The 26,000-nt window shown below is 47.5% G+C and carries 25 protein-coding genes; 13 read left to right on the forward strand and 12 right to left on the reverse strand.

The features are described 5' to 3' along the window. Positions 1-341: 341 nt before the first annotated feature. The 7 genes from LX69_RS17730 to LX69_RS06480 all read right to left on the reverse strand — a co-directional run bounded on the left by LX69_RS17730 (position 342) and on the right by LX69_RS06480 (position 6,898). Positions 342-479, reverse strand: coding sequence for a hypothetical protein (locus LX69_RS17730; RefSeq protein ID WP_170124270.1), 138 nt, complete (start codon positions 477-479; stop codon positions 342-344). 358 nt (positions 480-837) lie between these two features. Next, positions 838-2,997 (reverse strand): S46 family peptidase, encoded by a 2,160-nt coding sequence (locus tag LX69_RS06455; protein WP_111445016.1) that lies wholly within the window; start codon positions 2,995-2,997, stop codon positions 838-840. A gap of 15 nt (positions 2,998-3,012) precedes the next feature. Beyond that, on the reverse strand, positions 3,013-3,639 hold the full coding sequence (locus LX69_RS06460; protein WP_111445074.1) for a SagB/ThcOx family dehydrogenase: 627 nt from the start codon (positions 3,637-3,639) through the stop codon (positions 3,013-3,015). Positions 3,640-3,747: 108 nt separating this feature from the next. Beyond that, complete coding sequence (locus tag LX69_RS06465) at positions 3,748-4,341, reverse strand: Maf family nucleotide pyrophosphatase (RefSeq protein ID WP_111445017.1); 594 nt, start codon at positions 4,339-4,341, stop codon at positions 3,748-3,750. Positions 4,342-4,423: 82 nt separating this feature from the next. Further along, positions 4,424-5,368 (reverse strand): geranylgeranylglycerol-phosphate geranylgeranyltransferase, encoded by a 945-nt coding sequence (locus LX69_RS06470; RefSeq protein ID WP_111445075.1) that lies wholly within the window; start codon positions 5,366-5,368, stop codon positions 4,424-4,426. Positions 5,369-5,479: 111 nt separating this feature from the next. Further along, the gene (locus LX69_RS06475) at positions 5,480-5,995 is read right to left on the reverse strand and encodes a KdsC family phosphatase (protein WP_111445018.1); all 516 of its coding nucleotides are present in this window, start codon (positions 5,993-5,995) and stop codon (positions 5,480-5,482) included. Positions 5,996-6,130: 135 nt separating this feature from the next. After that, complete coding sequence (locus LX69_RS06480; protein WP_111445019.1) at positions 6,131-6,898, reverse strand: Rossmann-like and DUF2520 domain-containing protein; 768 nt, start codon at positions 6,896-6,898, stop codon at positions 6,131-6,133. Between the two features lie 191 nt (positions 6,899-7,089). Between LX69_RS06480 and LX69_RS06485 the strand changes: the two genes are divergently transcribed. The 6 genes from LX69_RS06485 to LX69_RS06510 all read left to right on the forward strand — a co-directional run bounded on the left by LX69_RS06485 (position 7,090) and on the right by LX69_RS06510 (position 14,939). Beyond that, positions 7,090-8,355, forward strand: coding sequence for an OmpA family protein (locus LX69_RS06485; protein ID WP_111445020.1), 1,266 nt, complete (start codon positions 7,090-7,092; stop codon positions 8,353-8,355). 156 nt (positions 8,356-8,511) lie between these two features. After that, positions 8,512-9,528, forward strand: coding sequence for a glycoside hydrolase family 43 protein (locus LX69_RS06490; protein WP_245934950.1), 1,017 nt, complete (start codon positions 8,512-8,514; stop codon positions 9,526-9,528). A gap of 323 nt (positions 9,529-9,851) precedes the next feature. Next, positions 9,852-11,183: a UDP-glucose dehydrogenase family protein gene (locus LX69_RS06495; RefSeq protein WP_111445021.1), complete on the forward strand. Its 1,332-nt coding sequence runs from the start codon at positions 9,852-9,854 to the stop codon at positions 11,181-11,183. 88 nt (positions 11,184-11,271) lie between these two features. After that, positions 11,272-12,219, forward strand: a complete 948-nt coding sequence (locus LX69_RS06500; protein WP_111445022.1) for a UDP-glucuronic acid decarboxylase family protein — start codon at positions 11,272-11,274, stop codon at positions 12,217-12,219. A gap of 80 nt (positions 12,220-12,299) precedes the next feature. Beyond that, complete coding sequence (gene rfbA / locus LX69_RS06505; protein ID WP_111445023.1) at positions 12,300-13,172, forward strand: glucose-1-phosphate thymidylyltransferase RfbA; 873 nt, start codon at positions 12,300-12,302, stop codon at positions 13,170-13,172. A gap of 21 nt (positions 13,173-13,193) precedes the next feature. After that, positions 13,194-14,939 (forward strand): phospho-sugar mutase, encoded by a 1,746-nt coding sequence (locus tag LX69_RS06510; protein ID WP_111445024.1) that lies wholly within the window; start codon positions 13,194-13,196, stop codon positions 14,937-14,939. 164 nt (positions 14,940-15,103) lie between these two features. On the opposite strand, the gene LX69_RS06515 is transcribed toward LX69_RS06510, so the two are convergent. Further along, entirely contained in the window at positions 15,104-16,519 is a 1,416-nt protein-coding gene (locus LX69_RS06515) for an ATP-dependent DNA helicase (RefSeq protein ID WP_111445025.1), read from the reverse strand. A 92-nt stretch (positions 16,520-16,611) separates the two neighbouring features. Between LX69_RS06515 and LX69_RS06520 the strand changes: the two genes are divergently transcribed. The 3 genes from LX69_RS06520 to LX69_RS06530 are packed head-to-tail and all read left to right on the forward strand — an operon-like array spanning position 16,612 to position 18,643. Beyond that, a complete protein-coding gene (locus tag LX69_RS06520; RefSeq protein ID WP_111445026.1) occupies positions 16,612-17,241 on the forward strand; it encodes a hypothetical protein in 630 nt (209 codons plus the stop codon). Positions 17,242-17,252: 11 nt separating this feature from the next. Next, a complete protein-coding gene (locus tag LX69_RS06525; RefSeq protein ID WP_111445027.1) occupies positions 17,253-18,101 on the forward strand; it encodes a DUF3822 family protein in 849 nt (282 codons plus the stop codon). Further along, positions 18,092-18,643 (forward strand): RsmD family RNA methyltransferase, encoded by a 552-nt coding sequence (locus tag LX69_RS06530; protein WP_111445028.1) that lies wholly within the window; start codon positions 18,092-18,094, stop codon positions 18,641-18,643. Before LX69_RS06525 ends, LX69_RS06530 begins: the two co-directional genes overlap by 10 nt. A gap of 59 nt (positions 18,644-18,702) precedes the next feature. Here LX69_RS06530 and LX69_RS06535 read toward each other — a convergent pair whose 3' ends face one another. The 3 genes from LX69_RS06535 to uxuA all read right to left on the reverse strand — a co-directional run bounded on the left by LX69_RS06535 (position 18,703) and on the right by uxuA (position 20,972). Further along, positions 18,703-19,032, reverse strand: coding sequence for an STAS domain-containing protein (locus LX69_RS06535; RefSeq protein ID WP_111445029.1), 330 nt, complete (start codon positions 19,030-19,032; stop codon positions 18,703-18,705). Positions 19,033-19,044: 12 nt separating this feature from the next. Further along, complete coding sequence (locus tag LX69_RS06540) at positions 19,045-19,515, reverse strand: Hpt domain-containing protein (RefSeq protein ID WP_111445030.1); 471 nt, start codon at positions 19,513-19,515, stop codon at positions 19,045-19,047. Between the two features lie 275 nt (positions 19,516-19,790). Next, positions 19,791-20,972: a mannonate dehydratase gene (gene uxuA / locus LX69_RS06545; RefSeq protein ID WP_111445031.1), complete on the reverse strand. Its 1,182-nt coding sequence runs from the start codon at positions 20,970-20,972 to the stop codon at positions 19,791-19,793. 231 nt (positions 20,973-21,203) lie between these two features. Between uxuA and LX69_RS06550 the strand changes: the two genes are divergently transcribed. Further along, the gene (locus LX69_RS06550; RefSeq protein ID WP_111445032.1) at positions 21,204-21,710 is read left to right on the forward strand and encodes a ferritin; all 507 of its coding nucleotides are present in this window, start codon (positions 21,204-21,206) and stop codon (positions 21,708-21,710) included. A 78-nt stretch (positions 21,711-21,788) separates the two neighbouring features. Here LX69_RS06550 and LX69_RS06555 read toward each other — a convergent pair whose 3' ends face one another. Further along, positions 21,789-22,937, reverse strand: a complete 1,149-nt coding sequence (locus LX69_RS06555) for a response regulator transcription factor (protein WP_111445033.1) — start codon at positions 22,935-22,937, stop codon at positions 21,789-21,791. Between LX69_RS06555 and LX69_RS06560 the strand changes: the two genes are divergently transcribed. From LX69_RS06560 to LX69_RS06570, 3 genes are all read left to right on the forward strand, one after another. Continuing rightward, complete coding sequence (locus LX69_RS06560) at positions 22,893-23,942, forward strand: nucleoid-associated protein (protein ID WP_111445034.1); 1,050 nt, start codon at positions 22,893-22,895, stop codon at positions 23,940-23,942. The genes LX69_RS06555 and LX69_RS06560 overlap by 45 nt on opposite strands. Positions 23,943-23,964: 22 nt before the next feature. After that, positions 23,965-25,305, forward strand: coding sequence for a methyltransferase RsmF C-terminal domain-like protein (locus tag LX69_RS06565; protein ID WP_111445035.1), 1,341 nt, complete (start codon positions 23,965-23,967; stop codon positions 25,303-25,305). 139 nt (positions 25,306-25,444) lie between these two features. Next, positions 25,445-25,855, forward strand: coding sequence for a secondary thiamine-phosphate synthase enzyme YjbQ (locus LX69_RS06570; RefSeq protein WP_111445036.1), 411 nt, complete (start codon positions 25,445-25,447; stop codon positions 25,853-25,855). Positions 25,856-26,000 lie beyond the last annotated feature (145 nt).

Below are 26,000 nucleotides of genomic sequence, written 5' to 3' on the forward strand. Positions count from 1 at the left end.
TTTTTGTAATTCCATTTGGATACGGAACGGTAATGGCCTGTTTCATTTGATAGAAATTCTTCTCTTGAGGATTTTTCCGGGAAATGGTTGAGGTTTCCAGCTAATTGGATCAGTTCATTTTTTTAATCATTCGGGCTGCTGGAATCGATTTTTTTTGCGATGTGATGGTAGATGTCGTCTAAATGTTTTTTTTGCCAATCGATCCCATCGGATGGGAAGTGAAACTCGATTTACCAATTTTCAACCTCCTTGTTCATTTCTTCCTGGGCTAGGTAATCACCTGATTTTGCACGATCACTGGCTGCGCTAATTCGCTCGGCTAGTTCTTGTTGTGTAATGGGTTAGCCGTTAGTATTATACCCGATAGTACTTTGGGTAAATGAATATTCCTGGCTCAAGGCATAGACCCTATTTAAAAAATCTTCATCAGCAAGGTTGATGTAAGCGTGCAATTCTTTTCTTAATTCAGCAATTTCCATAATCTGTTTGTTTGATACAAAAGTACGGCATATTCTTAGTGTGATTTACAATAAAATTATTGCCAAATTATTATGGATGTGAATGAAGGGTTGGTGTATTTCCGCGAAACTCTGTCTCCATTGTGTTACTCTTTTATGTAACAACATTGTAGTTGTTATTATGACCGGATTATTACATCGGCTAATCAGGGACTACTATATAACTCTTTTGCAGCGTGACACTGAGGTTTCTTCTCTTCACTGGTTCTCATCTTATCTCACTGCAACTCAGCGTCATTTCTTAGTTGTTTGCACTTTGGACGATGTGTTTACACTGAGTTGAATGGATGTTGATTTGCAACAAGTTAAATAAGTGTTTTCATTCCACCACACTCATTTCCTCCACCAAATACCCGGCTCCGGCATACACATCAATGAGCCACAGCACATAGCGGATATCCACGGCAATGTTGCGCGATCGGTCGGGGGCATACATCAGGTCGCTCATCACACCCTCCCATGCCCGGTCGAAGTTAATGCCGATGAGTTCGCCATGGGCGTTGAGCACCGGGCTGCCCGAGTTTCCCCCCGTGGTGTGGTTGGTGGCTACAAAACACACCGGCAGCGTTCCGTTGGAGGCGTAACGCCCGTAGTTCTTGTTGCAGTAGAGTTCCTTGAGCCGTGGCGGCACTCGGTAATCATATATATCCGGATTTTCTTTGGCCATGATGCCGTCGATGGTGGTTCCCGGGAGGTACTGCACCGCATCGGCCGCCCGGTAGCCCATTACCTGTCCGTAAGCCACGCGCAGTGTGAAGTTGGCATCGGGGTAAAATGCCTTTTGAGGCTGCATGGCCATCTGCGCGGCCATGTACCGGCGGTTCAGTTGCGACAGCTCCCGGTTCAATTCCGTCAGTGATGGATAGATTTGTCTGGCATACACCATGTAAAAACTGCGATAGAGCTCACAGGCCGGGTCGTTCTCAAGGACCTTGAGCAGTCGTGAGGGCTTTTCGGCTAGCAGTTGCGACACTTTTTGTGGCGTGGTGAGTTGCGAGTGTTGCATCAGGTATGCCACGTATTTGTCCATGTTGCCCTTAAAATGCTTATCGATGTGCATAAAGGTCACCGGGTGAAACATCTCCGGAACTGTGGCTCGGTACGATTTGAGCAGTGCGATGGTCATTTCCCTGTCGATGGGCGGGTGGTAGTCCTTGAAGAATTGTGTGGCACGGGCTGCTATTTTATTCATCTCGTCGGCCAGGCGGGTACTGTCTGTTTCTCCGGCTTTGAGCTGGTGGTTGAGTTGTGCAAATGCTCCTGCAAATTCGATCAGCTCCATGCCATTGCGCCAAATCATCTCCAGCAGGTAGCTTTCGGCCAGGCGAAACAGCGTCAGATCGGCATACAGTTTTTCGTAACGATGCAGCAATTCCCGATGGCTTGGGGGGGCCAGGGTGTCGGCCCATTGTATAAAATCCTGTTCGAAGGCCTGTTTTACAGCGATGGCTCTGTAGCGATCCATGCCTTTGATTTCGCCAATCCACCGTTTCCACGAGTTGGCGATGGTAGCCTCTTTGGCTGTGTATTTTAGGCGTATCTCGCTCGATTGCTTCATGTGGCGTTTGATGATGTCGAGCTTTTGTCCCCTTAGGGCAATCAGGGGCGGGTACAGGTCGTGACGAAGCATGGCCAGATGGTGCGATGGTGCATACTGCGACGTGTTGCCCGGGAATCCCATCAACATGGTGAAATCGCCTTCTTTCACCCCTTTCAGGGAGATGCTCAGATGCCGCGCCGGCCGGTAAGGCACGTTGTGGGGAGAATAACCGGCGGGGCGGTTGAGGCTGTCGGCATAGATGCGAAACAGGCAGAAGTCGCCCGTGTGACGTGGCCACATCCAGTTGTCTGTATCGCCGCCAAACTTGCCGATGGCCAAGGGTGGCGTGCCCACCAGCCGCACGTCTTCAAATACCTCGTACAGGTGCATGAAGTATTGGTTGCCATGAAAATAAGGCTTGATGTCGATTTTGAACCGGCACGTGTCGCCGGTCTGCTTAATCAGCGCAGCACTGTTGCGGTCGATGATACGCTGGCGTTCCGTTTCGGGAAGGGTGTCGCTCACATCTTTAAGCACTTGTTCTGTCACGTCGTGCATCTGCCGAAGAAAGGTGACCGTGAGGTCGGGCGTGACAAGCTCTTCCTGAGCGGTGTGTGCCCAAAAGCCTTCGTTCAAATAATCGTTGGTTGCCGTACTGTGCCGTTGAATCATCTCCAGTCCGCAGTGGTGGTTGGTCAGCAACAATCCTTTGGCCGACACCACTTCGCCTGTGCAGCCTCGTCCGAAAATCACCACGGCATCCTTTAGGCTGGCTTGGTTGATGCTGTAAATATCTTCGGCGCTGAGCCGAAAGCCTTTGGCTTGCATCTGCAACAGGGTGTACTTTTCCAGCATCACGGGTAGCCACATGCCTTCATCGGCACGTGCCGGAGTGAGTAGTATGACAAATAAAATCAGATGTGCGAGTCGTGTGAGCATGTTGCTGATGGTTGGTTAATGCCCCACGGGCATATTCAGAAGCAAATGTTGCGAAGGGCTGAGTTGAAGGTTGGTGCGAAGCGTTTCAATGTTCATCGAGGCGCGCACTCGCGTTTGTAGACCGATTCCGGCACAAAAAAGTGAGATGTTTTGCGACACGATGCCGGCATCCATCGCCGCCCAGGTCATTTTTTTGGCCTCGTCGCCGCTTTTGAAGCGTGAAATATCCGACACCAGCACAATGAATACCGGCGCGTTGGCAAACTTGGTCTGGCGATCGGCGGCAGCAGCTCTCAGGTCGTTCTTGACAATGGGGATGAGTTGATGTTTTAATGCATCGTAGCGATAGGCTCCCTCTGTTGTTAGTACGTACAGGTCAATGTCTTGTGCGTTAATGGCCGATGGGGCAGTGCGTTTGCCTTCGCTGGGGCGGTTGATGCCATTGGCCGCCCACAGCAAGTCCGAAAGGTCTTGTTGCGATAATGCCTTGTCGCTGAAGGCTGTGGCCGATGCCCGTTTCTCGAGCGCCTGCATCACGGTCAGGCCGCGCGTTTTGTTGGGGGTGTTGAGGGCAACGGGGGTTTGTGCAGCGAGCCATACCGTGGCTAAAAGAAGGAATGGGAGGATAAGTAACTGTTTCATTTTTTTGGTTTTCATGGCGTGAAACCAAATATACGGAAACTCTCTGTTTTTTGAAATTTCGGTGTTTACCCCTGTTTTTAGCGACGTTTTTTTACTCCATTTTTTTCTCTAAAACTTCCCCAATTCCGCATACAATCGCTGCACCGGCAATCCCATCACGTTAAAGTATGATCCATCAATTTTTTCGATGCCCACATAGCCAATCCATTCCTGAATGCCGTAGGCTCCTGCCTTGTCGTATGGTGCATATTGGGCAATGTAAAAGTCAATTTCAGCATCGCTCAGTGTTTTAAACCACACCTTTGTGGAAGCGGTGAACGACACCGTTTTGTTGGCGCTTTTAATGGCCACGCCCGTGAGAACCTCGTGCTGGCGCCCCGATAGTAGACGCAGCATCCGGAGGGCTTCCGCAGCATCGGCCGGCTTGCCCAGTATCTGATCATCAACCACCACAATGGTGTCGGCTGTAATCACAATGGTGTGCCCGTTGGAAAGTTCGGTGGCATACGACTCCGATTTGTGGTGAGCCAGGTATTCGGCTGCCTGATGTGCGCCGATGTGAGGCGGAAGGGTTTCTTTAATTCCCTCTTTGACGTAAACGGTGAAGGGGATGCCCAGTCCGCCCAGTAATTCCTGTCGGCGTGGTGATTGCGAGGCCAATAGAATGTCATATCCGGCCAGGTTGGGCAGTAAATGGTTCATTTTTTTGAGCGTGTTACTTGTTGGGGGGTGGGGATGGGAGAAGGGACAGCAATTTCCACTTAGCTTACCCCAATCGTTGTCCTTATTGAAAAAACATGCCGGCAATCACGATGTAGAGAATGCCTGTGAGCATGATAATCTTTGATGCCGTTGAGGCCATGTGGAATTGATGTGGCTGGCGTGCCTTGCGAATTTGCCACATCAAAAACAGATACGGCAGGGTGATGGCCACCGAAAAATAGACAGCCGTCAGGGCGCTTTGGCGAAGCTGTGGAACCGATGCAAACACCAGCCACAGCACAGCCACCGAAAACATAGCCAGCATCATCACCAATGCCTTGGTGTATCTCACACCCAGAGCGATGGGGAGTGTGTTGCATCCGTTGGCAGTATCGCCTTTCACATCTTCCATGTCCTTTATCATTTCGCGCATCAGGTTACTTAGAAACGCGAAAAACGCAAAGCCAGTGGTCCAAAACCAGGCCGTGGAGCAGGCAGCCGATTGAATGATGGCTTCGCCCATTTGACGTCCCATGGCGGCAAACTCTACCGACACCACCACCCAGGCCACCAGCGCCGTCAGTATGGAGATGAGCAGGTTACCCACCAAAAATTGTTTCTTGAACGTGGTGGAGTAGTACCACAGCAAGGCCGGAATCAGTAGAAACATCACCACGTAAATCTCTTTACGCGTCACATAAGCCAAAAAGAATCCTGTGAATACACCGATAAATGTCAAAATCAGGTGCAGCAACAGTGCCTTGCGGCGATCAATGGTGCGCCCGACCAGTACTTTCTTTGGGCGGTTAATTAAGTCGGTCTGAATGTCGAAATAATCGTTGATGGCATATCCTGATGCGGCCAGACAAACGGTGGCCAGCACCAATAGGGCAAACCGTAAGTGCGACAAGGCCGGCATCACGTCGTAATACTCCAAAATGGGCAATATCAATTGGTATCGGAGCAAATATTGCAACAACACAATGATGATGAGATTCTTGTAGCGTACCAGTCGGAGCCAGGCCATTTTGTTGGGGTTTGTGTGCTGCAATTATTCGGTGCAGCTTCATATTTAAAAAAATCAGGCGGTGGTTCGCGTTCTGCTTTTTCCACCAACCTGTGCGTATTGTTGTGATGATTACCAGGTGTAGTCCTTACCCCATTTCCCATGGGCGCGAAGCACTTGTTCCATCACGTCGCGCACGCATCCTTCGCCTCCGTTGCGGTGCGAGATGTACTTGCACAGACCTTTTATTTCTTCCACGGCATCGTTGGGGCAAACGGGGATGCCAATGCTGTTCATGATGGGATAATCAGGAAGGTCATCGCCCATGTAAAGCACGTTTTCGGCCGATAGGCCATGCTTAATGAGCCAGCGCTCAAACACGGGGAGCTTGTCCTGCACCCCGGTGTATACGTCCTGCACACCCAGGTTGAGGTAGCGCTTGCGAACCGCTTCGGTGTTTCCTCCTGTGATGATGGCAATTTGATATCCCAGTTTTACGGCCAACTGAATCACAAACCCGTCTTTAATATTGGCCGTCCTCATGGGTTCGCCCGATGGGTGCATGGGCACAATTTGCGATGAAAGCACCCCGTCTACGTCAAATGCGAAGGCTTTTACCTTCATCAAATCTTCTTTGAAATTGCTCATACCTTTGTGTCTCTGTTTGTTATTTCAATTGGTCTGTTTTGTACGGTTCTTTGGGTTGCCCGAGGGCATGAATGGCGAAATTAGGGATTTCCCCGACATATCGTCTTTTTAATGTGTATGTTGTACATCATTTTTTTACTTTTTTTGATGGCTCGCCATGATGTGTGCCGATAGTTGACGGTAAAGGGTTTGTAAATCAGGAGCAGTTGCCAGTGTTTTCAGGTGCTTTTCCATTACCTTATCATCGTGCCGCACCGCAGGTCCTGTCTGGGCTTCGTGTGGGGGCAGTGTCCATATTTTTGCTGCAGTTTCTTCTATCAGTGGTCTGATTAGGGCAAAATCAAGCCCTTTTTCGGTCAGCAGTCTATGGGCGATGGCGTACAGGTGATTGGTGAAGTTACAGGCAAACACAGCCGCCAAATGGAGTTGCTGGCGCTGTTCACTGGTGACCATTGTCACCCGATTTGAGATAGTTTTTGCCAGTTTGCCCAATTGATCCGTGGTCGTGGGGGTGTTGCCTTCAATTAGTAGGGGCACTTGTGTCATGTCAATCTCTTTTTGACGGCTCAGAGTTTGAAAGGGGTAGATGACACCGTGGTTGTTAAAGCATTGTAATAGTGACATGGGCATGCTGCCGGCAGTGTGCGTCACCAAAGCAGTCGTGACAGGTAATTCGGCAATGATGTTTTCTAACGCGTTGTCGCTGACCGCGATGATAATCAGTTCTGCGTTGGGATCCACTTTTTGTGTCGAATCATCAAATCGGCAGTTTAGCTGTTGTGCCAAGTCATGTCCTGTTTGCGCGTTGCGTCCAATGATTTGAACAATGGTGTGATTGGCTGCTTTGAGCGCCACTCCCAAACGTGTGGCCACGTTGCCGGTTCCTATAATGGTGATGTTCATGTGTTATAAATGCAGGCTTATCAGCCCAAAGTTACCCATTTTGAAATTCTTCACAACAGGTCGTTTTTTCTTGTTTGCCGTGATCTTCTGTTTGTCAAATTTTTTTCATCAAGCAATGCGATAATGTTGTAAATTGTTTGGCATTGGTGTTTGATAATCACTGGTTTAATTTGTTAATTTAATTATCGCTTATGAAAACCCTGTTTGTCCTGATGATTTGTATGATGCCCTGGTGTGTCTGGGCTCAGTTTGATATCAAAGGTAAGTTGAAGGAGAAAATCATGAATCGTGCCGAAGAGCGGGTCGATCAAGGCATTGATTCCGGGCTGGATGCTGTGGAAGACGAGGCCAAAGACGCCGCCCGCGACAAGTCGGAACCGAACGATTCTGAGCCTGCCGATGAACCCGATGCTGCTGAGGTGAGTGCTGAACCGCGTTCAGCTTCTGCCGAAAAAATCGTCTCTTTTACCAAATACGATTTTGTGCCGGGTGATCAACTTCTTTTTTTTGAGGATTTTTCACAAGATGCCATTGGCGATTTCCCGGCTCTGTGGACTACCAATGGCGGCGGAGAAGTGCGATTGCTGCAATCCTTGTCCGGCAATTGGCTTTACATGAATTCGCGTGACAATGTTTATTGCCTGATGAATGATTTAACACTCCCCGCTAATTTTATTCTCGAGTTTGATATTGTTCCCACTTCCGGGGAGGATGGCGGTGATTATGCCGGCTTCAACTTGTCGTTGTATAGCAGTCCTGACGATTTTCTCAACGATGATCTTTATCCCGGCGCAGGTGGCCTGCATGTAGAGTGTGCCACTGACCACTGGAATGTGATGGGATACCTTGACGAACCCGGTAAATCAACCAACGCACGGAGTGAGTTAGCTCCTTTGGTTCTCAATCGTTCCAATCATGTGATCATTTGGGTGCAAAAGCGTCGTTTGCGAATCTATCATCAGGGGATGAAAGCTGTTGATTTGCCTACGGCATTGTACGATAACCTGAAATATAATCGTTTGCGGTTCTCGTTATGGTCGCAGGCCGGCTTCCATTTTTTGTCAAACATCCGACTCACTTCTGCCGCGCCTGATACCCGAAGCAAACTGTTGACCGAAGGTAAATTGGTGTCGTACGGCATCTATTTCGATGTCAATAGCGACCGTGTGAAACCTGAATCGAATGGCGCGCTGGCCGATATTGCCAAGGTTCTCAACGAAAACCTCGGGGTTTCGGTTCGCATTGTCGGGCATACCGATAGTGACGGCTCTGAAAGCAGCAATCTCGACCTCTCCAAACGACGCGCCCTCGCTGTTAAAAACGAACTTTGCAAAAATTATGGTGTGACAGCCGATCGCCTCCAAACCGATGGCAAAGGCGAAAGCCAGCCGCTAGTGTCCGGGCAAACACCTTCCGCGAAAGCCCAAAACCGACGTGTGGAATTTGTGAAATTATGACATGCCTTGTAGACGAAATCATTGATCCCGTTGCATTGTGCTCTTCATTACTGATTCGTCACCCATTTGTCAACGTTTATCCACTTTTTTCAACGCCTTTTAAGGGATATTTGCATAGTGAGATCATTTGTGTAATCAAGTAATTGCAATTTTATTATGAAACAGTGTTTTAACCTGTTGGTACTGGCAAAGTCATCCATGGTGTTGACTCTGTTTGCGATGTCTGTTGTGGGCATGCAAGCTCAAAAGAACAAGAAAAGTCATCCGGTTGTCGATCCGCACAAAGCCGGTAACCCTGTCATCACCGAAAAATATACAGCCGACCCCGCTGCATTGGTCTATCGCGACACGGTGTGGCTGTTTGCCGGTCACGACGAGTGCAAGCCTCAAGGCAATTTCTACGAGATGCACGAATGGCTCATCTATTCATCTACCGACATGGTCAATTGGAAGGAAGAAGCCGCTGTGCCAGTGAAAATATTTGATTGGGCACAGGGTGATGCCTGGGCTGCTCAGGCCATTGAGCGAAACGGGAAATTCTACTGGTATGTTACTGTCACTCATAAGGACATACATGGCAAGGCTATTGGCGTGGCTGTGGCCGACCATCCCCGAGGGCCTTGGAAAGATGCGTTGGGTAAGGCGCTTATCACCAACGATATGACCACCCATGTACCCATTTCGTGGGACGACATTGACCCGTCGGTGATGGTTGATGATGACGGTCAAGCCTATCTCTTTTGGGGCAATCAGCGTTGTAAATACGTCAAATTAAAGGAGAATATGCTTGAGATGGAGGGTGATATTCAAACTGTTGATTTGCCTTTCTTTACCGAGGCGCCATGGATTCACAAGCACAAGGGATGGTATTACTTGTCGTATGCTTATCAGTTCCCCGAAAAAATTGCCTACGCCATGAGCCGAAGCATTCATGGTCCCTGGGAGTACAAAGGCATCCTCAACGAAGTGGCCGGAAATAGTAATACAAATCATCAGGCTATCCTCGAATATAAAGGAAAATGGTATTTCATCTACCACAATGGAAGCATTCCCACTGAGGGGGGCAGTTTCCGCCGCTCGGTTTGCATCGATTATTTGTATTATAACAAGGATGGTTCCCTTAAGCGCGTGGTGATGACCACCGAAGGCGTTAAGCCTGTCGGAACCCGATAAGTTTTTCTGAGTTTGTTTTCGATATCGAAGCATGGTTGGCACTTTATTGCCGGCAATGCTTCGATATTTTTTTGTGCGCTTGGGGTGGATGACTTAATTTTTCTAATTTTGGTCTTGCTTAGATGATTGAACTGATGCGATTCCATTTTTCCCCCATGAAAGGAGCTGGAAGTTGTTGTGATATCGAATCTTGTGTCTTGGTGTTGTCTTAATGCTTTAATAAACAGTTGAAACGAGCCGTGACGATATTGTTAGACACACAGGAGATAGAAAATTCATCGTCTTGCGTTTTGATACTCATGTCTTAATACTTTTATAAACAGATGAAAATCGCAGTAGTAGGAACCGGCTATGTGGGCTTGGTAACAGGAACCTGTTTTGCCGAAACAGGCATCAATGTCACTTGTGTGGATATTGACGAAACAAAAATCTCCAAACTCAAATCAGGGATCATTCCCATTTATGAGCCGGGACTCGACCAACTGGTGCTTCAAAATGTTGAAAAAGGGCGTTTGCATTTTACCACCAATGTGCGCGAAAGCATCGAACAATCCGAGCTGGTTTTCATCGCCGTGGGCACACCTCCCGGTGAAGATGGCAGTGCCGACTTGCGTCATGTGCTCGAAGTGGCCAGGCAGGTGGGGCGTTTCATGACCAACTACCTGGTGGTGGTGACCAAAAGCACGGTGCCCATTGGTACGGCCGTGAAAGTGAAAGCGGCCATTCAGGACGAACTTCAGAAACGTGGTGTGGAACTTGATTTTGATGTGGCTTCTAACCCTGAGTTCCTTAAAGAAGGCAATGCCATCGACGACTTTATGAAGCCCGATCGTATTGTGGTGGGTACTGAAACCGAGCAGGCTCAAAAGGTGCTTAGCAAACTCTATAAACCGTTTACCCTCAATGGACATCCTATTTTGTTTATGGATGTGCCTTCGGCCGAGATGACCAAATATGCCGCCAACGCCATGCTGGCCACGAAAATCAGCTTCATCAACGACATTGCCAACCTTTGCGAACTGGTGGGGGCTGACATTTCGATGGTGCGTCAGGGGATTGGTTCTGATGCCCGAATTGGTAATAAATTTATTTACGCCGGTGCCGGTTATGGCGGTTCTTGTTTCCCAAAGGACGTGAAAGCCATCATTAAAACGGCTGAATCGTACGGTTATCGCTTGCGACTGCTCGAGGCGGTTGACAACATCAACGAGGATCAAAAGAAAATTCTCGTCAAAAAAATTTCACAGCACTTCAAAAACCATCTCGAGGGCAAGACGTTTGCCGTGTGGGGTTTATCCTTTAAACCACATACCGACGACATGCGCGAGGCGCCTTCGGTGGTTATCATCAAAAAACTCATCAAGGCCGGTGCCAAGGTGAAGGTGTATGACCCTGTGGCCATGCATGAGGCACAAAAGGTGTTTGGCAATACCATCGAGTACGGCAAGGATCCCTACGATGTACTCATTGATGCCGATGCGCTCGTTCTCATTACCGAATGGCCTGAGTTCCGAATACTTAATTACAAAATTCTTGAGAAACTGCTCAAAAATAAGGTGGTGTTCGATGGACGAAACATTTACGACATGGCCGAAATGACCGAAAATGGGTTCGATTATTACGGAATCGGTCGAACCAATGTTAAAGAGGATTGATGGGGCTTACTTTATGATATTTCTCTTTTAGACCCTCGCTTGAGGGACTAAAAGAGATTTTTTATTGAATTTTAATAACCAGACTTGAATGAATAGAGTGTTAGTGACCGGGGGGGCCGGTTTTATCGGGTCGCACCTGTGCGACCGTTTGATTGCCGAGGGCAATGACGTGGTTTGTCTTGACAACTATTTTACCGGCAGCAAAGCCAACATCGTGCACTTGCTTGATAGCCCTTATTTTGAACTGGTTCGACACGATGTGACGCATCCTTTTTTTGCCGAGGTGGACGAGATTTATAATCTGGCTTGCCCTGCTTCGCCGGTGCACTATCAGTATAACTCGATCAAAACCATCAAAACGTCGGTGATGGGTGCTATCAATACGCTTGGGTTGGCCAAGCGGGTGAAAGCAAGGATATTACAGGCTTCCACCAGCGAAGTGTATGGCGATCCGTTGGTGCATCCCCAGCCCGAGAGCTACTGGGGTAACGTTAACCCCATTGGCATCCGCTCGTGTTACGATGAAGGCAAACGGTGTGCTGAGAGCTTGTTTATGAATTATCACTCTCAAAATGGGGTGAAAATCAAAATCATCCGCATCTTCAATACTTATGGCCCTCGCATGAATCCCAATGATGGGAGGGTGGTTTCCAATTTCATCGTTCAGGCACTCAAAGGTGAAAATATTACCATTTATGGCGATGGCAAGCAAACGCGCAGCTTCCAGTATGTCGATGACCTGGTGGAAGGGATGATGCGCATGATGGCTTCGCGGGAGGGGTTCATCGGCCCGGTGAATATTGGCAATCCACATGAGTTCTCAATGATTGAGCTGGCTCAACAGGTCATCGACCTTACCGGTTCGGCATCTAAAATTATTCATTTGCCCTTGCCAGCCGATGACCCCACACAGCGTCAACCCGACATTTCGTTGGCCAAAGCTGAGCTCAATGGCTGGGAGCCCAAGGTGCAATTGCGCGAAGGCCTCATCAAAACCATTGCCTATTTTGATGATTTGTTGAAAAAAGGGCAATGAGCATTTTTATGATCACGAATAGTGAAGTTGAGCACTTCCACCGTCTTGATACTTGATACTTCAATCTTGATACTAAACATATGAAAGGAATTATTTTGGCCGGAGGTTCCGGCACGCGCCTCTATCCGGCAACCAAAAGCATCTCCAAACAAATCATTCCGGTGTATGATAAGCCGATGATTTATTATCCGTTGTCGGTGCTCATGCTTTCGGGCATCCGTGAAATTCTCATTATTAGTACACCGCACGATTTGCCTTTGTATCGCAAACTTTTTGGCGATGGTCACCACATGGGCATTCATCTTGAATATGCCGAGCAGCCCTCGCCCGATGGTCTGGCTCAGGCGTTTATCATTGGTGAACAGTTTATTGGTGACGACAGTGTATGTCTGGTTTTAGGAGACAATATTTTTTATGGATATGAGTTTAGCCGCGTGTTGCAAGAGGCAGCCTCATTCACCGATGGTGCTGTGGTGTTCGGCTATTGGGTGAACGATCCGCATCGCTATGGTGTGGCCGAATTTGATGAGTCGGGTAAGGTGCTCAGCCTTGAGGAGAAGCCCGCCCAGCCCAAATCGAATTACGCGGTGACCGGTCTTTATTATTATTCCAACGATGTGGTGGCGAAAGCCAAGGCCTTGAAGCCATCTAAACGCGGTGAACTCGAAATCACCGATCTCAACCGCCTTTATCTTGATGAAGGTCGATTGAATATGAAGTTTTTGGGGCGTGGCATGGCCTGGCTCGATACCGGCACGCATCAAAGCCTGTTGCAGGCATCTAACTTCATTGCCACCATCGAAACCCGTCAGGGATTGAAAATTGCCTGTCTCGAAGAAATTGCTTTTAACAAGGGGTGGATTAATAAAGAGCAAATTCTTAAATTGGCCGAACCCATGAAAAATAGTGAATATGGGCAATATATGATTCGGATTGCCAACATGAAATCGTAAACTAACACAAACACACAAAATATGAATCAAGAGTTAATGAACGGCGTGAATGCCAAAGCCCAACAGTGGCTCAATGGGAACTACGATGCTGCGACCAAAGAGGAAATTCGCCTGTTGATGGCCAAAGAGGATAAAAACGAGTTGATTGATGCTTTCTACCGTGACCTGGAGTTTGGAACAGGTGGACTGCGTGGCATCATGGGCGTGGGTTCTAACCGCATGAATATTTATACTGTTGGTGCCGCCACGCAGGGATTGGCCAATTATTTAAAAAAAGAATTTGCCTCGTTGCCTCAAATCAAGGTGGTGATTGGACACGATTGTCGTAATAACAGCCGTTTGTTTGCCCAAACCGTGGCCGACATTTTCTCAGCCAATGACATCAAAGCATATATGTTTGACGATTTACGTCCTACACCCGAAATTTCGTATGCCATTCGTCAGTTGGGATGCCAAAGTGGGGTGATTATCACCGCTTCGCACAATCCCAAAGAGTACAACGGCTACAAAGCATATTGGAATGATGGCGGTCAAATTATCGCGCCTCACGATACCAATATCATCGACGAAGTGAACAAGATTGCTTCGGTGGATGACATTAAACTTAAAGGCAATCCGGCTTTAATCGAGGTGTTAGGCGCCGAAATGGACGAAAAGTTTCTCAATCAGGTGAAAAGCATTTCGCTTGACCCCGAGGTGATTAAGCGTCAAAACGACTTGAAAATTGTTTACACCCCCATTCACGGAACCGGGGTGAAACTGGTGCCTGCCGCACTTCGCAAAATTGGCTTTACGAACATTATTAACATTCCCGAGCAGGATGTGGTGAGTGGTGATTTTCCTACTGTCGTTTCGCCCAACCCCGAAGAGCCTGCAGCCATGGAGATGGCCGTGAAAAAAGCTCAACAAGTAAATGCCGACATTGTGATGGCTTCAGATCCCGATGCTGACCGTTTGGGGGTGGCCGTGAAAGATGATAAAGGCGAATTTGTGCTCATCAATGGCAATCAAACAGCTGTGCTGCTCACCTGGTACATGATTAAAAAATGGAAGGAAACCGGTAAAATCACGGGTAAGGAGTTTATCGTGAAAACCATCGTGACTTCTGAAATTTTGAAAGAAATTGCCGTGAAAAACGGTGTTGGGTATTTCGATGTGTACACCGGTTTTAAGTGGATTGCTGACATCATTCATCAGCTCGAAGGCAAGCAAACCTATATTTGTGGTGGCGAAGAGAGCTATGGCTTTCTGCCCGGCGACTATGTGCGCGACAAAGATGCCGTGGGTGCCATTACCATGATGGCTGAAATTGCAGCTTGGGCAAAGGATAACGGGCGTTCGCTTTACCAACTCATGCAGGATATTTATTTGGAGTACGGCTTCTCAAAAGAGCGCATGAAATATGTGGTGCGTAAAGGGCAACAAGGTGCCGAGGAGATTAAGCAAATTATGAAAAAATTGCGCGAGAACCCTCCCGCCACTTTGGCTGGGTCAAAACTGGCGTTAATCAAAGATTACTTGTCGCTCAAGGCCATCGATCAGGCGAAAGGTTCTGCCACTGCCATTGATTTGCCAGTGACTTCCGATGTTCTTCAGTTCTTCACCCAAGATGGTTCAAAAATTTCGGTTCGCCCATCGGGTACCGAACCTAAAATCAAGTTCTACTTTGAGGTGAAATATCCCATCAACAATCGCAATCAGTGGGACGAGGCCAACGTAAAAGCCGACGAACGCATTGAGGCCATGATGAAGGATATGGGGCTTTAATTTATTGCTGCTAAATAAAAAAAAACCGGGCTTTGACCCGGTTTTTTTATGTCTGCGAAAGGCTAAAACACCGGAATAAGCCGGGATTCAACTTGCTTCATTTGTCGAAAAAAAACATTTTCTCAGTTCTTTATTTTTTTTGTAATTCAGCGCATTTTTCCCTGTCAAGACTCAAATTGATTGTCCGGGAAGTTGATGAGGTAAACTCTTTCGGTGGCTCGCGTGATGGCCGTGTAGAGCCATCTTAAATAGTCTAGGCCTTTGTCTTCGTCGGCAATCATGCCCTGGTCGATGAACACGTTTTTCCATTGCCCGCCTTGTGCCTTGTGGCAGGTCACGGCATAGGCAAACTTCACCTGGAGGGCGTTGAAATGTGGGTTTTTTCGCATTAGCTCCCATTTTTTGCGCTTGTTTTTCTCGTCGGCATAATCTTCCATCACGGCTTCGTAAAAACGTTGTTGTTCGGCCTGAGTGAGACCGGGGCCTTCGCTGGTGAGCGTGTCGAGGACCAATTTGACATCGGCTTCTAAATAACCGTGGTCGATAAAACGCACCGTAGCGTTCACGAAACGCAGCCCGTAAAGCTCTTCGTGACGCCTGATTTTAACCACTTCCACGATGTCGCCGTTGGCAATGAAATCGAGTTCCTGGCTGCCATCCAGCCAGAAGTAGTTGTTTTTGACCACCATCAACAAGTCGCCCGGCGTGAGTTCTTCTTCGCGATACAGCACCGATGCGCGGATGCCCTTGTTGTAGATGTTGGCGCGTTTGTTGCTCCGGCAAATGACCATGGTTTCGTCCATCCCCGTTTTGTCGTAGCTTTGGTTGAGGGTTTCGATGAGTTCGGCTCCCGACAGGCGTATGAAATCGGGGTAGCCTTGGGTTTGAAACAAGGGGAGGATGCCATCGTTTTCGATGTTGTCCATGGCTTGGCGTAGCCGATTGGCATTGTGCAAGATGCCGCTTGTTTCGGATTGACGCACCACATCGTTCAAAAAATAGGCATCGGGCGAAAAACCCAGTGACTCAAGATTGTGTGCATCCAGTGCCGGGCTTTCGGTGCAGCCCACCGGGGGCAACTGCGCTGAATCGCCTATGAGCATCAATTTGCAGTTATTGCCCTGATGAACATACTCAAACAGGTCGTCGAGGAGTCGGCCGCTGCCAAACATCGACGTCTCGCTGTTCGAATTGGCAATCATCGATGCTTCATCGACTAAAAAAAGTGTGTCTTTGTGTTTGTTCCAGTTGAGCTGGAAGTTACCTCCTCCCGATTGTTGACGGTATATTTTTTTGTGGATGGTGAAGGCCGGTTGTCCGGCATAACTGCTGAATACTTTGGCGGCACGACCCGTGGGAGCCAGTAGCACGCAGGGGATTTGCATGTCGGTGAGGGTGCGTACCAAGGCGCTTGTGAGCGAGGTTTTACCGGTTCCGGCAAAACCTTTCACTAACAGCGTTTTTTCCTCGTCGGGAGTGATGATAAATCGCCCTATGCCTTCAATCAGCGTCTGTTGTGATGGCGTGGGTGAATGCCCTAAGTGGTTTTCGATGAGTTTCGCGATATGTTGTTCGAGCATATTTTTAAGAAATAAGCCGTTGAAAAATGTTCATTTGAAATTTTTTCTAAATTTGTGCATTCGTTTTATAAAATAAACAAAACTCAAAAATAATGAAAACAGCATTGCAAATTTTATTGACCATCGCCATTCTTGCTCTTGGATACTGGACTTGGGAAAGCCTTCAGCAGCCCATTCGTTTTCAGAAAGCTATGGGTGAGCGTCGTACCAAAGTGATTGAACGCCTGACGCAGATTCGCGATGCACAGGTGGCTTATCGTTCGGTGAATGGCAAATATACTGCCAGTTTTGATACGTTGATCTCTTTTGTCAAAACAGCTCAATTGCCGCTGGTACGCATGGAAGGCCGCTTGACCGACAGTATGTATGCTGCCGGGATGACCGAAGTGGAAGCCCTTAAAATTGGCATCATCAAGCGTGATACGGTGATGGTATCTGTGATTGACTCTTTGGTGAAAGGTAAATATGTGCCCGATTCATTGGCCTTTGTTCCCTTTACCAATGGCGAGAAGTTTACAATGGGGGTTGGTGCAAAAACCACTGCTTCGGGGTTGGTGGTACAGCTTTTCGAAGCTAAAGTGCCTAATAAAGTGTATCTCAATGGCCTCGATGAGCAAGAGGTCAAAAACCTTGATGCAGCTGCCTTTAAATTGGAACGTTTCCCGGGCTTGCAGGTTGGCTCATTGGAAGATGCGAATAATAATGCCGGAAACTGGGAATAATTAGATAGTGAATGGACCAATTTTCGGTTGTTGACGAGAGTTTCGATTCGCAGTTGTCGTCATCATATTATCTATCCATCCGGATTGCTCCGGATGGATTTTCTTTTTGTGTGCTTGACCCCATCTATAATCGGTTTATCCTGTTTAAGGAGGGGCGTTTTAAAAAAATCGATGGTCATTGGCAGCAAACCATAGCGTTGTTGCGTAACGAGCCATTGTTTCTTTTGGGATTTAAGCGAAAAACAATTGTGATTGAAAACGATCCCATTGCGCTGGTCCCCAATGCGCTCTATCGCCCCGAAAATGCCGGTGAATTGATCGACGGAACCTATGCCGTCGATAGAACCGGCATGCATATTCTCGAAAATCCCATGCGTATGGTTGATGCTGTCAATCTTTTCATGGTTCCGGATACGTTGCATGGTGTGATTCGCGACTTGTTTCCCGATGTGCGTATGTTACATCATGTGACCCCGTTGCTTGAGGCGACCATGCTCGATGATTATTCTTCTCCGGAGCGTCATTTTGTGCACCTGTATTTTCGGCATGGCGTTTTTGATGTGTTGGTGATGGGACAGCGCGATTTGAAATTGATCAATCGTTTCTCTTTTTCCGACGATAATGAAGTGGTATATTATCTTCTTTTCGTGTTTGAGCAGTTGAAGTTGCAACCGGGCAAAACCGATGTGATTGTGGCCGGTGATATTGATTTGCTTGCTGCTCGTTTTTTGCTCTTGAAGAGTTATTTTAAAACGGTGAAAATGGCTGTGTTGCCTTCGCATTTTCAGGTTGCCGATGCGTTGTTGTCCGTGTCGTTAGGGCGTCATTTGTTGTTGTTTAATAGTTTTTTATGCGTATAGTTAGCGGTGATTTAAAGGGAAGGCGTTTTTCGCCTCCGCCCTCGTTCAAGGCTCGTCCGACAACCGATTTTGCCAAGGAGAACCTTTTTAATGTATTATCGAATCGTATGGATTTTGAATCCATACGGGTGCTCGATTTGTTTGGCGGAACCGGAAGCATTTCTTATGAGTTTGCATCGCGTGGCTGTACCGATGTCACTTGTGTGGAGCTTAATTTTAATCATTACCGATTCATTTGCAAGTGTGTGGATGAGCTGGGGCTGAAAAAGGTCATTCACCCGTTAAAAGCCGATGTGTTCAAGTTTTTGGCAAAATCTGCAGGGGCATCCTTGTCGGGATATGACTTGGTTTTTGCGGATCCCCCTTTCGATATGAAGGAAGTTGACTCATTGCCCGCGTTGGTGCATGAGAGTGGTGTGTTAAAGCCTGGTGGTTTGCTGATTTTTGAGCACACTGATAAAAAAAGTTTTGCCATGGCTCCCGGATTTGTGGAGGTGCGTGATTATGGAAAGGTCAATTTTTCTTTCTTTCAATTTGATTAAGCACAATAAAAAAGCGGTTCCCGACAAGGAAACCGCTTTTTTATTGTGTGTTTGGATTGTTATTGCACCACCTCTTCTTCGTTGGCAAAGATGTCAAATACTTTATCCAGCTTCATCAGGGTTAATAAACTGGCAACGTCTTTTTGAATGTTGCACAGCTGAAAGGTGGCTTCGTGCTGTCGTGCCGTTTTAAGCGCCGAAATCAGGGCGCCGATACCGGTACTGTCAATGAATCGGATGTTACTCAAGTTGAGTAATAAATGGGATCCCGAATTGGTGAGTCGTTCGTTCAGTTGTTGTTTTACCAGGTGGGCATTGGCCGCGTTCAACCGATCTGTTTCATGGATGGCGCCAATGCTGATGCCGTTGCGTTGAGTAATTGTTATCATGGTTTTTTCAGGTTATTTGCCAAAAGTTTGATGGAGTTCTTCGCGAGCTTGCTCACAAATTTTCACAAATTTATCAATTATTTCTTTCATCGTTGCATCATTGGCATTTTGTATGACCCAAATTTGTTTCTCGGGGGGATAACTCTTTAAATTGGCATCAAGTGAGGTGTATTCTTTCTTGGCTTTTTCGTCTTGGTGATTGGCTAATTCTTCACATTTGCGCTGTTTAGCCAATAGTTCCAGATTTTTGAGGTCGATGTTGCCCAGTTCTTCCATTCCCATCGATACCACCGACGATTTTGCTTTGTGGGACAGCGAGGCGATTGTGCTCCAGTCGTGCCTTTCATAAGCGGTGCTGAGGCCATCTGTGAATTCGGGTAGTTGTTCTAAAAAAATGTCTACCAGTTCTTTTATTAAGTTTTGGTCGTTGTCGGCTATACTCGTCAGGTAGCTAAGGTCGATGTGTTTTTGTTTGTGTGGCATCGTTGAGGTGGTAAGAGGACATTATTTTCAGTTAATTCATTATTGGGCTTATTACGGTAGTTTGGTTTCTTAAGTTATAATTTTTGTAAAAAATATCATAAAAAACACGAAGAGAACTGCGATTGAAGATTTTAAAGTTTTGAAATAGCCGCTGCTGACTTATTATGGATTGATAGGCGGAGATGTTTTATCGTGTATCTTTTACGATGTCGTGACATCACAAAAAAAATCCCCGGCTAGTTCGCCGGGGATGAAAAATCAAAAAGGGGTGTTTTTTACTTTTTAGATGCTTCCATCGATTTGGCAATGCCCATCTCCAGTCCCCGGAGTTCGGCCAAGCCCCTGAGGCGTCCGATGCATGAGTAGCCGGGATTGGTTTTCTTTTTCAGATCGTCAATCATTTGATGGCCGTGGTCGGGGCGCATGGCGATGGAGGTTTGGCGGCGTTGTTGCAGCTCCAAAAAGGCTTTCATCACACCGTACATGTCTACGTCGCCTTCCAGGTGGTTGTCTTCGTAAAAGTTACCCTCTGCATCGCGTTTGGTGCTACGGAAATGCACAAAATTGATGCGGTCGCCAAACTGCCGCATGATGCCGGCCAGGTCGTTGTCATTTCGTACGCCAAAGGAGCCCGTGCAAAGGCATAAGCCGTTGGATATATTGGGTACTTCGTTAATCAATCTCTGGAAATCGTCAGCAGTGCTCAGGATGCGTGGCAGTCCGAGGATGGCATACGGGGGATCGTCGGGGTGAATGACTAATTGAACGCCCACTTCATCGGCTACCGGAGCTATCTGCTTGAGGAAATGCACCAAGTTGGAGCGAAGCTTTTCTGCATCAATGTCATTGTAACGATCCAGTGCTTGCTGAAACTGTTCTACGGTGAAGCTTTCTTCGGAGCCCGGCAAACCGGCAATCATGTTGCGGGTCAGCAACGTCTTTTCGGCGTCACTCATTTGTGCAAAGCGGGCGCTTGCTTTTTCCTTTTCGGCTGTTGTGTAGTCCTTTTCGGCACCCGGGCGTTTGAGAATGAATAGGTCAAAGGCTATAAATGCAGCGCGTTCAAAGCGCAGTGCTTTGGAGCCGTCGGGCATGGTGTAGGCCAAATCGGTTCGTGTCCAATCAAGCACCGGCATAAAGTTGTAAGTCACCACGCGAATGTCGCAGGCGGCCAGGTTGCGCAGGCTCTGTTTGTAGTTGTCGATGTAGCGATTGAAATCGCCTGTCTGTGTTTTGATGTGTTCGTGTACTGGCACGCTCTCCACCACCGACCAGCGCAGACCAACAGATTCTATTTCCGCTTTGCGTTTTTGAATTTCCTCAATCGTCCATACTTCTCCGTTGGGAATATGGTGTAAGGCGGTGACAACACCTGTTGCACCTGCCTGGCGAATGTCCCAAAGCCCTACCGGATCGTTGGGCCCGTACCATCGCCATGTTTGTTCGCATAAATACATGATTCCTTTGTTTTGTAGTGTTTAATTAAAATGGTGTGTAAATGTATCAAACATTCCCTTTGGCTGCATCGGTCTGACGATTTCTTGCACGTATTTTGACCAATTCGTTGCCTTTTTCAGTTCTCTGAAAAAGTTTATGAAAGGGCATTTTTGTTGCACGCATTTTGGTCTAAAACACCTATTTTTAAGGGCACTCTGAGATGCGATTATCAACCTCTAAATATTAAAACGATGCTAAACAAAAAAGTTGAAAAGATTCTGGTCGAACAGATTGAGAAAGAAGCTTATTCATCAAACCTGTATCTGGCCATGGCTTCATGGGCCGAAAATCAGGGTTTGAAAGGTTCTTCTGACTGGCTTTATGCACAGGCCGATGAGGAGCGCATGCACATGCTTAAATTTGTGAAGTACGTGAATGAACGTGGCGGGAAAGCCGTTATTAGTGCCCTGCAGCAGCCTCCTGCTGATTTTAAATCCGTTAAAGCGCTTTTTGACGAAGTGCTTAAGCACGAACAGTACGTATCGGAAAGTATCAATAACATTGTGGCTGTTTGTTACGATGAGAAGGATTTTACCACTATGAATTGGATCCAGTGGTTTGTGACCGAGCAAATTGAAGAAGAGGCTTCGGTTCAGGAGATCATCGATAAACTCAATTTGTTGGGCGATGGTAATCTTTATCAGTTCGATCGCGACATCATGTCGTTGCGCAGTGCTCAAAACGCAGCCGCTGAATAAGTGAGCCGTTTCAGAATAATAACCAAGGGCCGTGGGGGTGATTCCACGGCCCTTGGTCGTTGATGATGGTCTGTCGGATTACAGAGTCCCTTCGTGTATCTCCTTCATGTATGCTTTGGGTGTCTTTCCAAATTCTCGCGCAAAACATTTGCTGAAATACTTGGGGTCGGAGTAGCCCACGTGGTAACTGACTTCCGAGACCGGTAGTTTTTCTTTTTGAAAGATGTATGCTGCTTTTTGCATTCGGTACGAGCGGATGTAATCGACCGGTGACATGCCTGTGAGGGCCTTTAGTTTGCGCAGTACGGTGGAGTGACCCATGTGCATACGGCTGACCAAACCGCTGACATCAAAGTTTGGATTGCCCAATTCTTCTTCCATGATGCGCGATAATTCGTCCATAAATCGACGGTCGAGGGGTGGAATGGTAATGTTGTCGGGGCATTGCAGCAAGGGTTTTCCCAATCGTTGTTGCCATTGTTGCCGTGAGCGAATCAGGGAGGCAACTTGTGCCATCACCACTTTGATGTTAAATGGTTTGGTCAGGTAACTGTCGGCTCCTTCGCTCAGTCCTTGTTCAATGTCGCTGTCGTCGCTCATGGCTGTCAGCATCAGCACCGGAATATGGCTGGTTTCGAAGGTGGTTTTGAGGTGGCGGCATATCTGGCGTCCATTCATCGACGGAAGCATCACGTCGGTGATTACCAGGTCGGGTTGGAGTTGTGTGGCTTGTGTGATGCCTTTTTTGCCGTCATCCTCCACGATAACGGTATAGTGCTGTGAGAGCATGCCTGCCAAGTAGCCCGAAAGTTCGCTGTCGTCTTCGATGAGTAGCACCAATGGTCGTTCGCGTTGCGACTCTTCTGTGGCGTTGTCGCTTGTGTCATTGGGGGATATTTCAGGTGTTGTTGGCACTGCGTGATGTGCCGACACCTCTGAAGCCTCCTTTGGGGAGGCGTTAACGGGCTTCTGGTAAGTTGCCCATAAGTGGCGAATGAGCATTGCAAATGCTGCTCCGGCTAAAAAGGAGAGGAGATGGCTGAACATGATGTTGGCGTTTGTGGCGAAGTTACCAAAATAATCTTCAATGAGGGCATTTAATAGGGGGATGCCGCTCGCCTGCATTGGAAGTTTTGCAAAAATAAAGTAGGTTTGTTGATTAAAATCATAAAGGTTTATGGCATGATTGAGTTTTCGCAGGTCTTTATCGACCAGTTGGTTATCCATCACATCGGGTGTAAGGCGCAGGGCGAGCCGGTGAAGTTTTCGCGCACGCCTTATCAGATGCAAAACGATGATGCTGTGGGCGAGTTGTTGATTAACTATTTTTTTCGCCCCTTTAAGAGTGAGGCTTTTTTTCATTTTGCTCACGACGAGGATGTGTCGCTCAACGAGGCTTATCGCCTGGCTTTGCAGTTGTTCGATGAACCTCTTTCGTTTCTGGAGGTTTCGGTCAAATTGGCCGAACGGCTTTATGAGGCATCCAATCATGCCATGATTCGGGGAGGCGAGTTTTACATGGTTCTCTTCCGAAACGTGGTGGTTGATGGTGAGGTGACCGACGGCCTGGGGATTTTTAAGTCCGAAACCAAAGAGACCTTCCTAAAGGTGTATCTCAAGGATCAGAACTTCGAGTTAGGCGCTCAGGAGGGGATCAATGTCAAACGACTCGATAAAGGGTGTATCATTTTCAATACCGAGCGGGAGCAAGGGCTCAAAGTCTGTTCCATCGATAATGTGAACAAGGGCAATGAAGCACGCTTTTGGCGCGACGATTTTCTGGGGCTCAAGCCGCGTGAGGATAACTATTACTACACCAATAATTACATGAAAATGTGCCGCGAGTTTATCGGCGAGGTTTTTAATGCCGAAAATCGCGTGCCAAAGGCCGACCAGATTGACATTCTCAATCGCTCCGTGGATTATTTTAATAAGAAGGACAACTTTTCTGAAGATGATTTTGCTCACGAAGTGATTCGACAACCCGAGGCCATTAGTGCATTTAACCAGTTTAAAGAGTTTTACGAAGCTGAGCAGGAGTGCCCTTTGCCCTCCGAATTCGATATTTCAAAAAGTGCCGTCAAGGGCGAGAAGAAGTTCTTTAAATCGATTCTTAAACTCGATAAAAATTTCCATGTCTACATTCATGGCAAAAAGAATTATATCGAGCGTGGTTTTGATAACGAGAAGGGTCTGAATTTTTACAAGCTCTTTTTTGAGCAGGAGAGTTAAAACATTTTAAAGGACATCTGTTTTGCAATTACCCGTTGATTTTATTGCCCGTATTCAGCATCAATTTCCTTCCGATGCGTCACAATTTTTAAAGGCACTTGACACTGAAGCCCCTGTTTCGGTGCGTGTCAATCCGGCCAAAGATGCCGCTGTTTTCACTGAGTCTTTATCGGTTCCGTGGTGTGAACATGGCTTGTATTTGCCTCAGCGTCCCATTTTTACGCTCGATCCATTGTTTCATGCCGGTTGTTATTATCCGCAGGAAGCATCGTCGATGTTTTTGTGGCATGTGTTGAATGCGTTGCCCGATTTGCCTGCCGATCCGGTGATGCTCGATTTGTGTGCTGCTCCGGGTGGGAAATCGACCCTCATGGCTTCGTTTTTAAATGGCAGGGGGGTCTTGGTGGCCAACGAGACTGTGCGCTTGCGTGCCAATATTTTGATGGAGAACATGATGAAGTGGGGCTATGGCAACATCTTAGTGTCTCAGTCCGCTCCTTCGGCGTTCTCGTCTGTTGAGGCGCTTTTTGATGTGGTGGTGGTGGATGCCCCTTGCAGTGGTGAAGGTCTTTTTAGAAAAGATTTGGATGCCCGAAGTGAGTGGTCACCCGAAAATGCGGCCATGTGCGCTACACGGCAGCAAAACATCCTGCAACATATTTGGGATGCCCTCAAACCCGGTGGTTATTTGGTTTATTCGACCTGTACCTTTAATCCTGCCGAGAATCAGGACAATATGAACTGGTTGCTGAAGCAATACGATGCCAGTCCGGTGTCCATCGCAGTTGACGACAGCTGGGGCGTTTCACCGATCCCGGTGGGTGATGGGCAAGGGTGGGCCTTTTACCCGCACCAGGCACGTGGCGAAGGTTTTTTCATTGCCGTGTTGCAGAAGGAAGGCAATATGCACGGAGCTGTGAAAAACAAACGTTCTGAAAAGATGGTCAAGGCAAAAGTGCCTCAAGGGATTCTCAAAGGACAGGATCAATATTTTATGTCGACCATCAACCAAACCATTTATGCGCTTACGCATGTGCCCCTGATGGTTTACAGTCGTTTGGCATCACAAGTGCGGTTCATTCATCAGGGAATTGGCTTGGGACAATTGGTGCGCAACGATTTGGTGCCACATGAGTCGTTGGCTTTGTCGTTGGATGTTGTCGATGACTATTCCCCAATTCATGAACTTTCAGTTGATGAAGCGCTGCATTTCTTGCGTGGTGGCACGCAGCTGTCTGTTTCTGATGTGACCGGATGGTGCCGGGTTGCTTATTACGGTGTTCCGTTGGGGTGGGTCAAGGCCGTTGGAAACAGGGTCAATAATTACTATCCCAAAGAGTGGCGAATCCGCATGGGCGGCTGACTTGCATTGGATTTTTTAATGAGACATCATGACTGAAATGTAAAAAAATGAAAAGTCTCGATTCTCTTGCTTGATTTTAATGAGTCTCACGACTTAATACATTCAACCCCCCACCCAATAATCCATCACTTCCGGATCGATGATTCAGCAGTTTGAAATTACCCTGCCTGCTTTCCCAAGGGGCTATCACTTGGTGACAAGTCAAATCACTTCGCAATTACCCCCCTTGCCCGATGTGGGGTTGGTCAATATTTTCATTCAACATACTTCGGCGGCGCTCACCATTAATGAAAATGCCGATCCGTCGGTTCGTCACGATTTTGAAACCATTCTCAACAACCTGGTGCCCGAAAATCGTCGTGAGTACACGCATACCTTCGAAGGGAACGATGATATGCCGGCGCACGTCAAAGCTTCGCTCATTGGCCCCGATATTACCATTCCCATTACCCGAGGTCGTCTGAATTTGGGTACCTGGCAGGGCATTTATCTTTGTGAATTCCGAAATCATGGCGGTGCCCGGCGGCTTGTGGTGACGGTGTATGCGTGAGAAGTGGTGGTGGTGGATGTTGATGATATAATAATCTTTCCCGGTGAGCATTAAAAAGCCCGCCGTCTTTTTTTCAAAAGGCGGCGGGCTTTTGAGTAAAAGGCGGCGGGCTTTTGAGTAAATCACCGCGGTGAAATAAAAATCG

The sequence above is a fragment of the Breznakibacter xylanolyticus genome (assembly GCF_003254275.1).
In the GTDB taxonomy this organism is placed as follows: Bacteria; Bacteroidota; Bacteroidia; order Bacteroidales; family Marinilabiliaceae; genus Breznakibacter; species Breznakibacter xylanolyticus.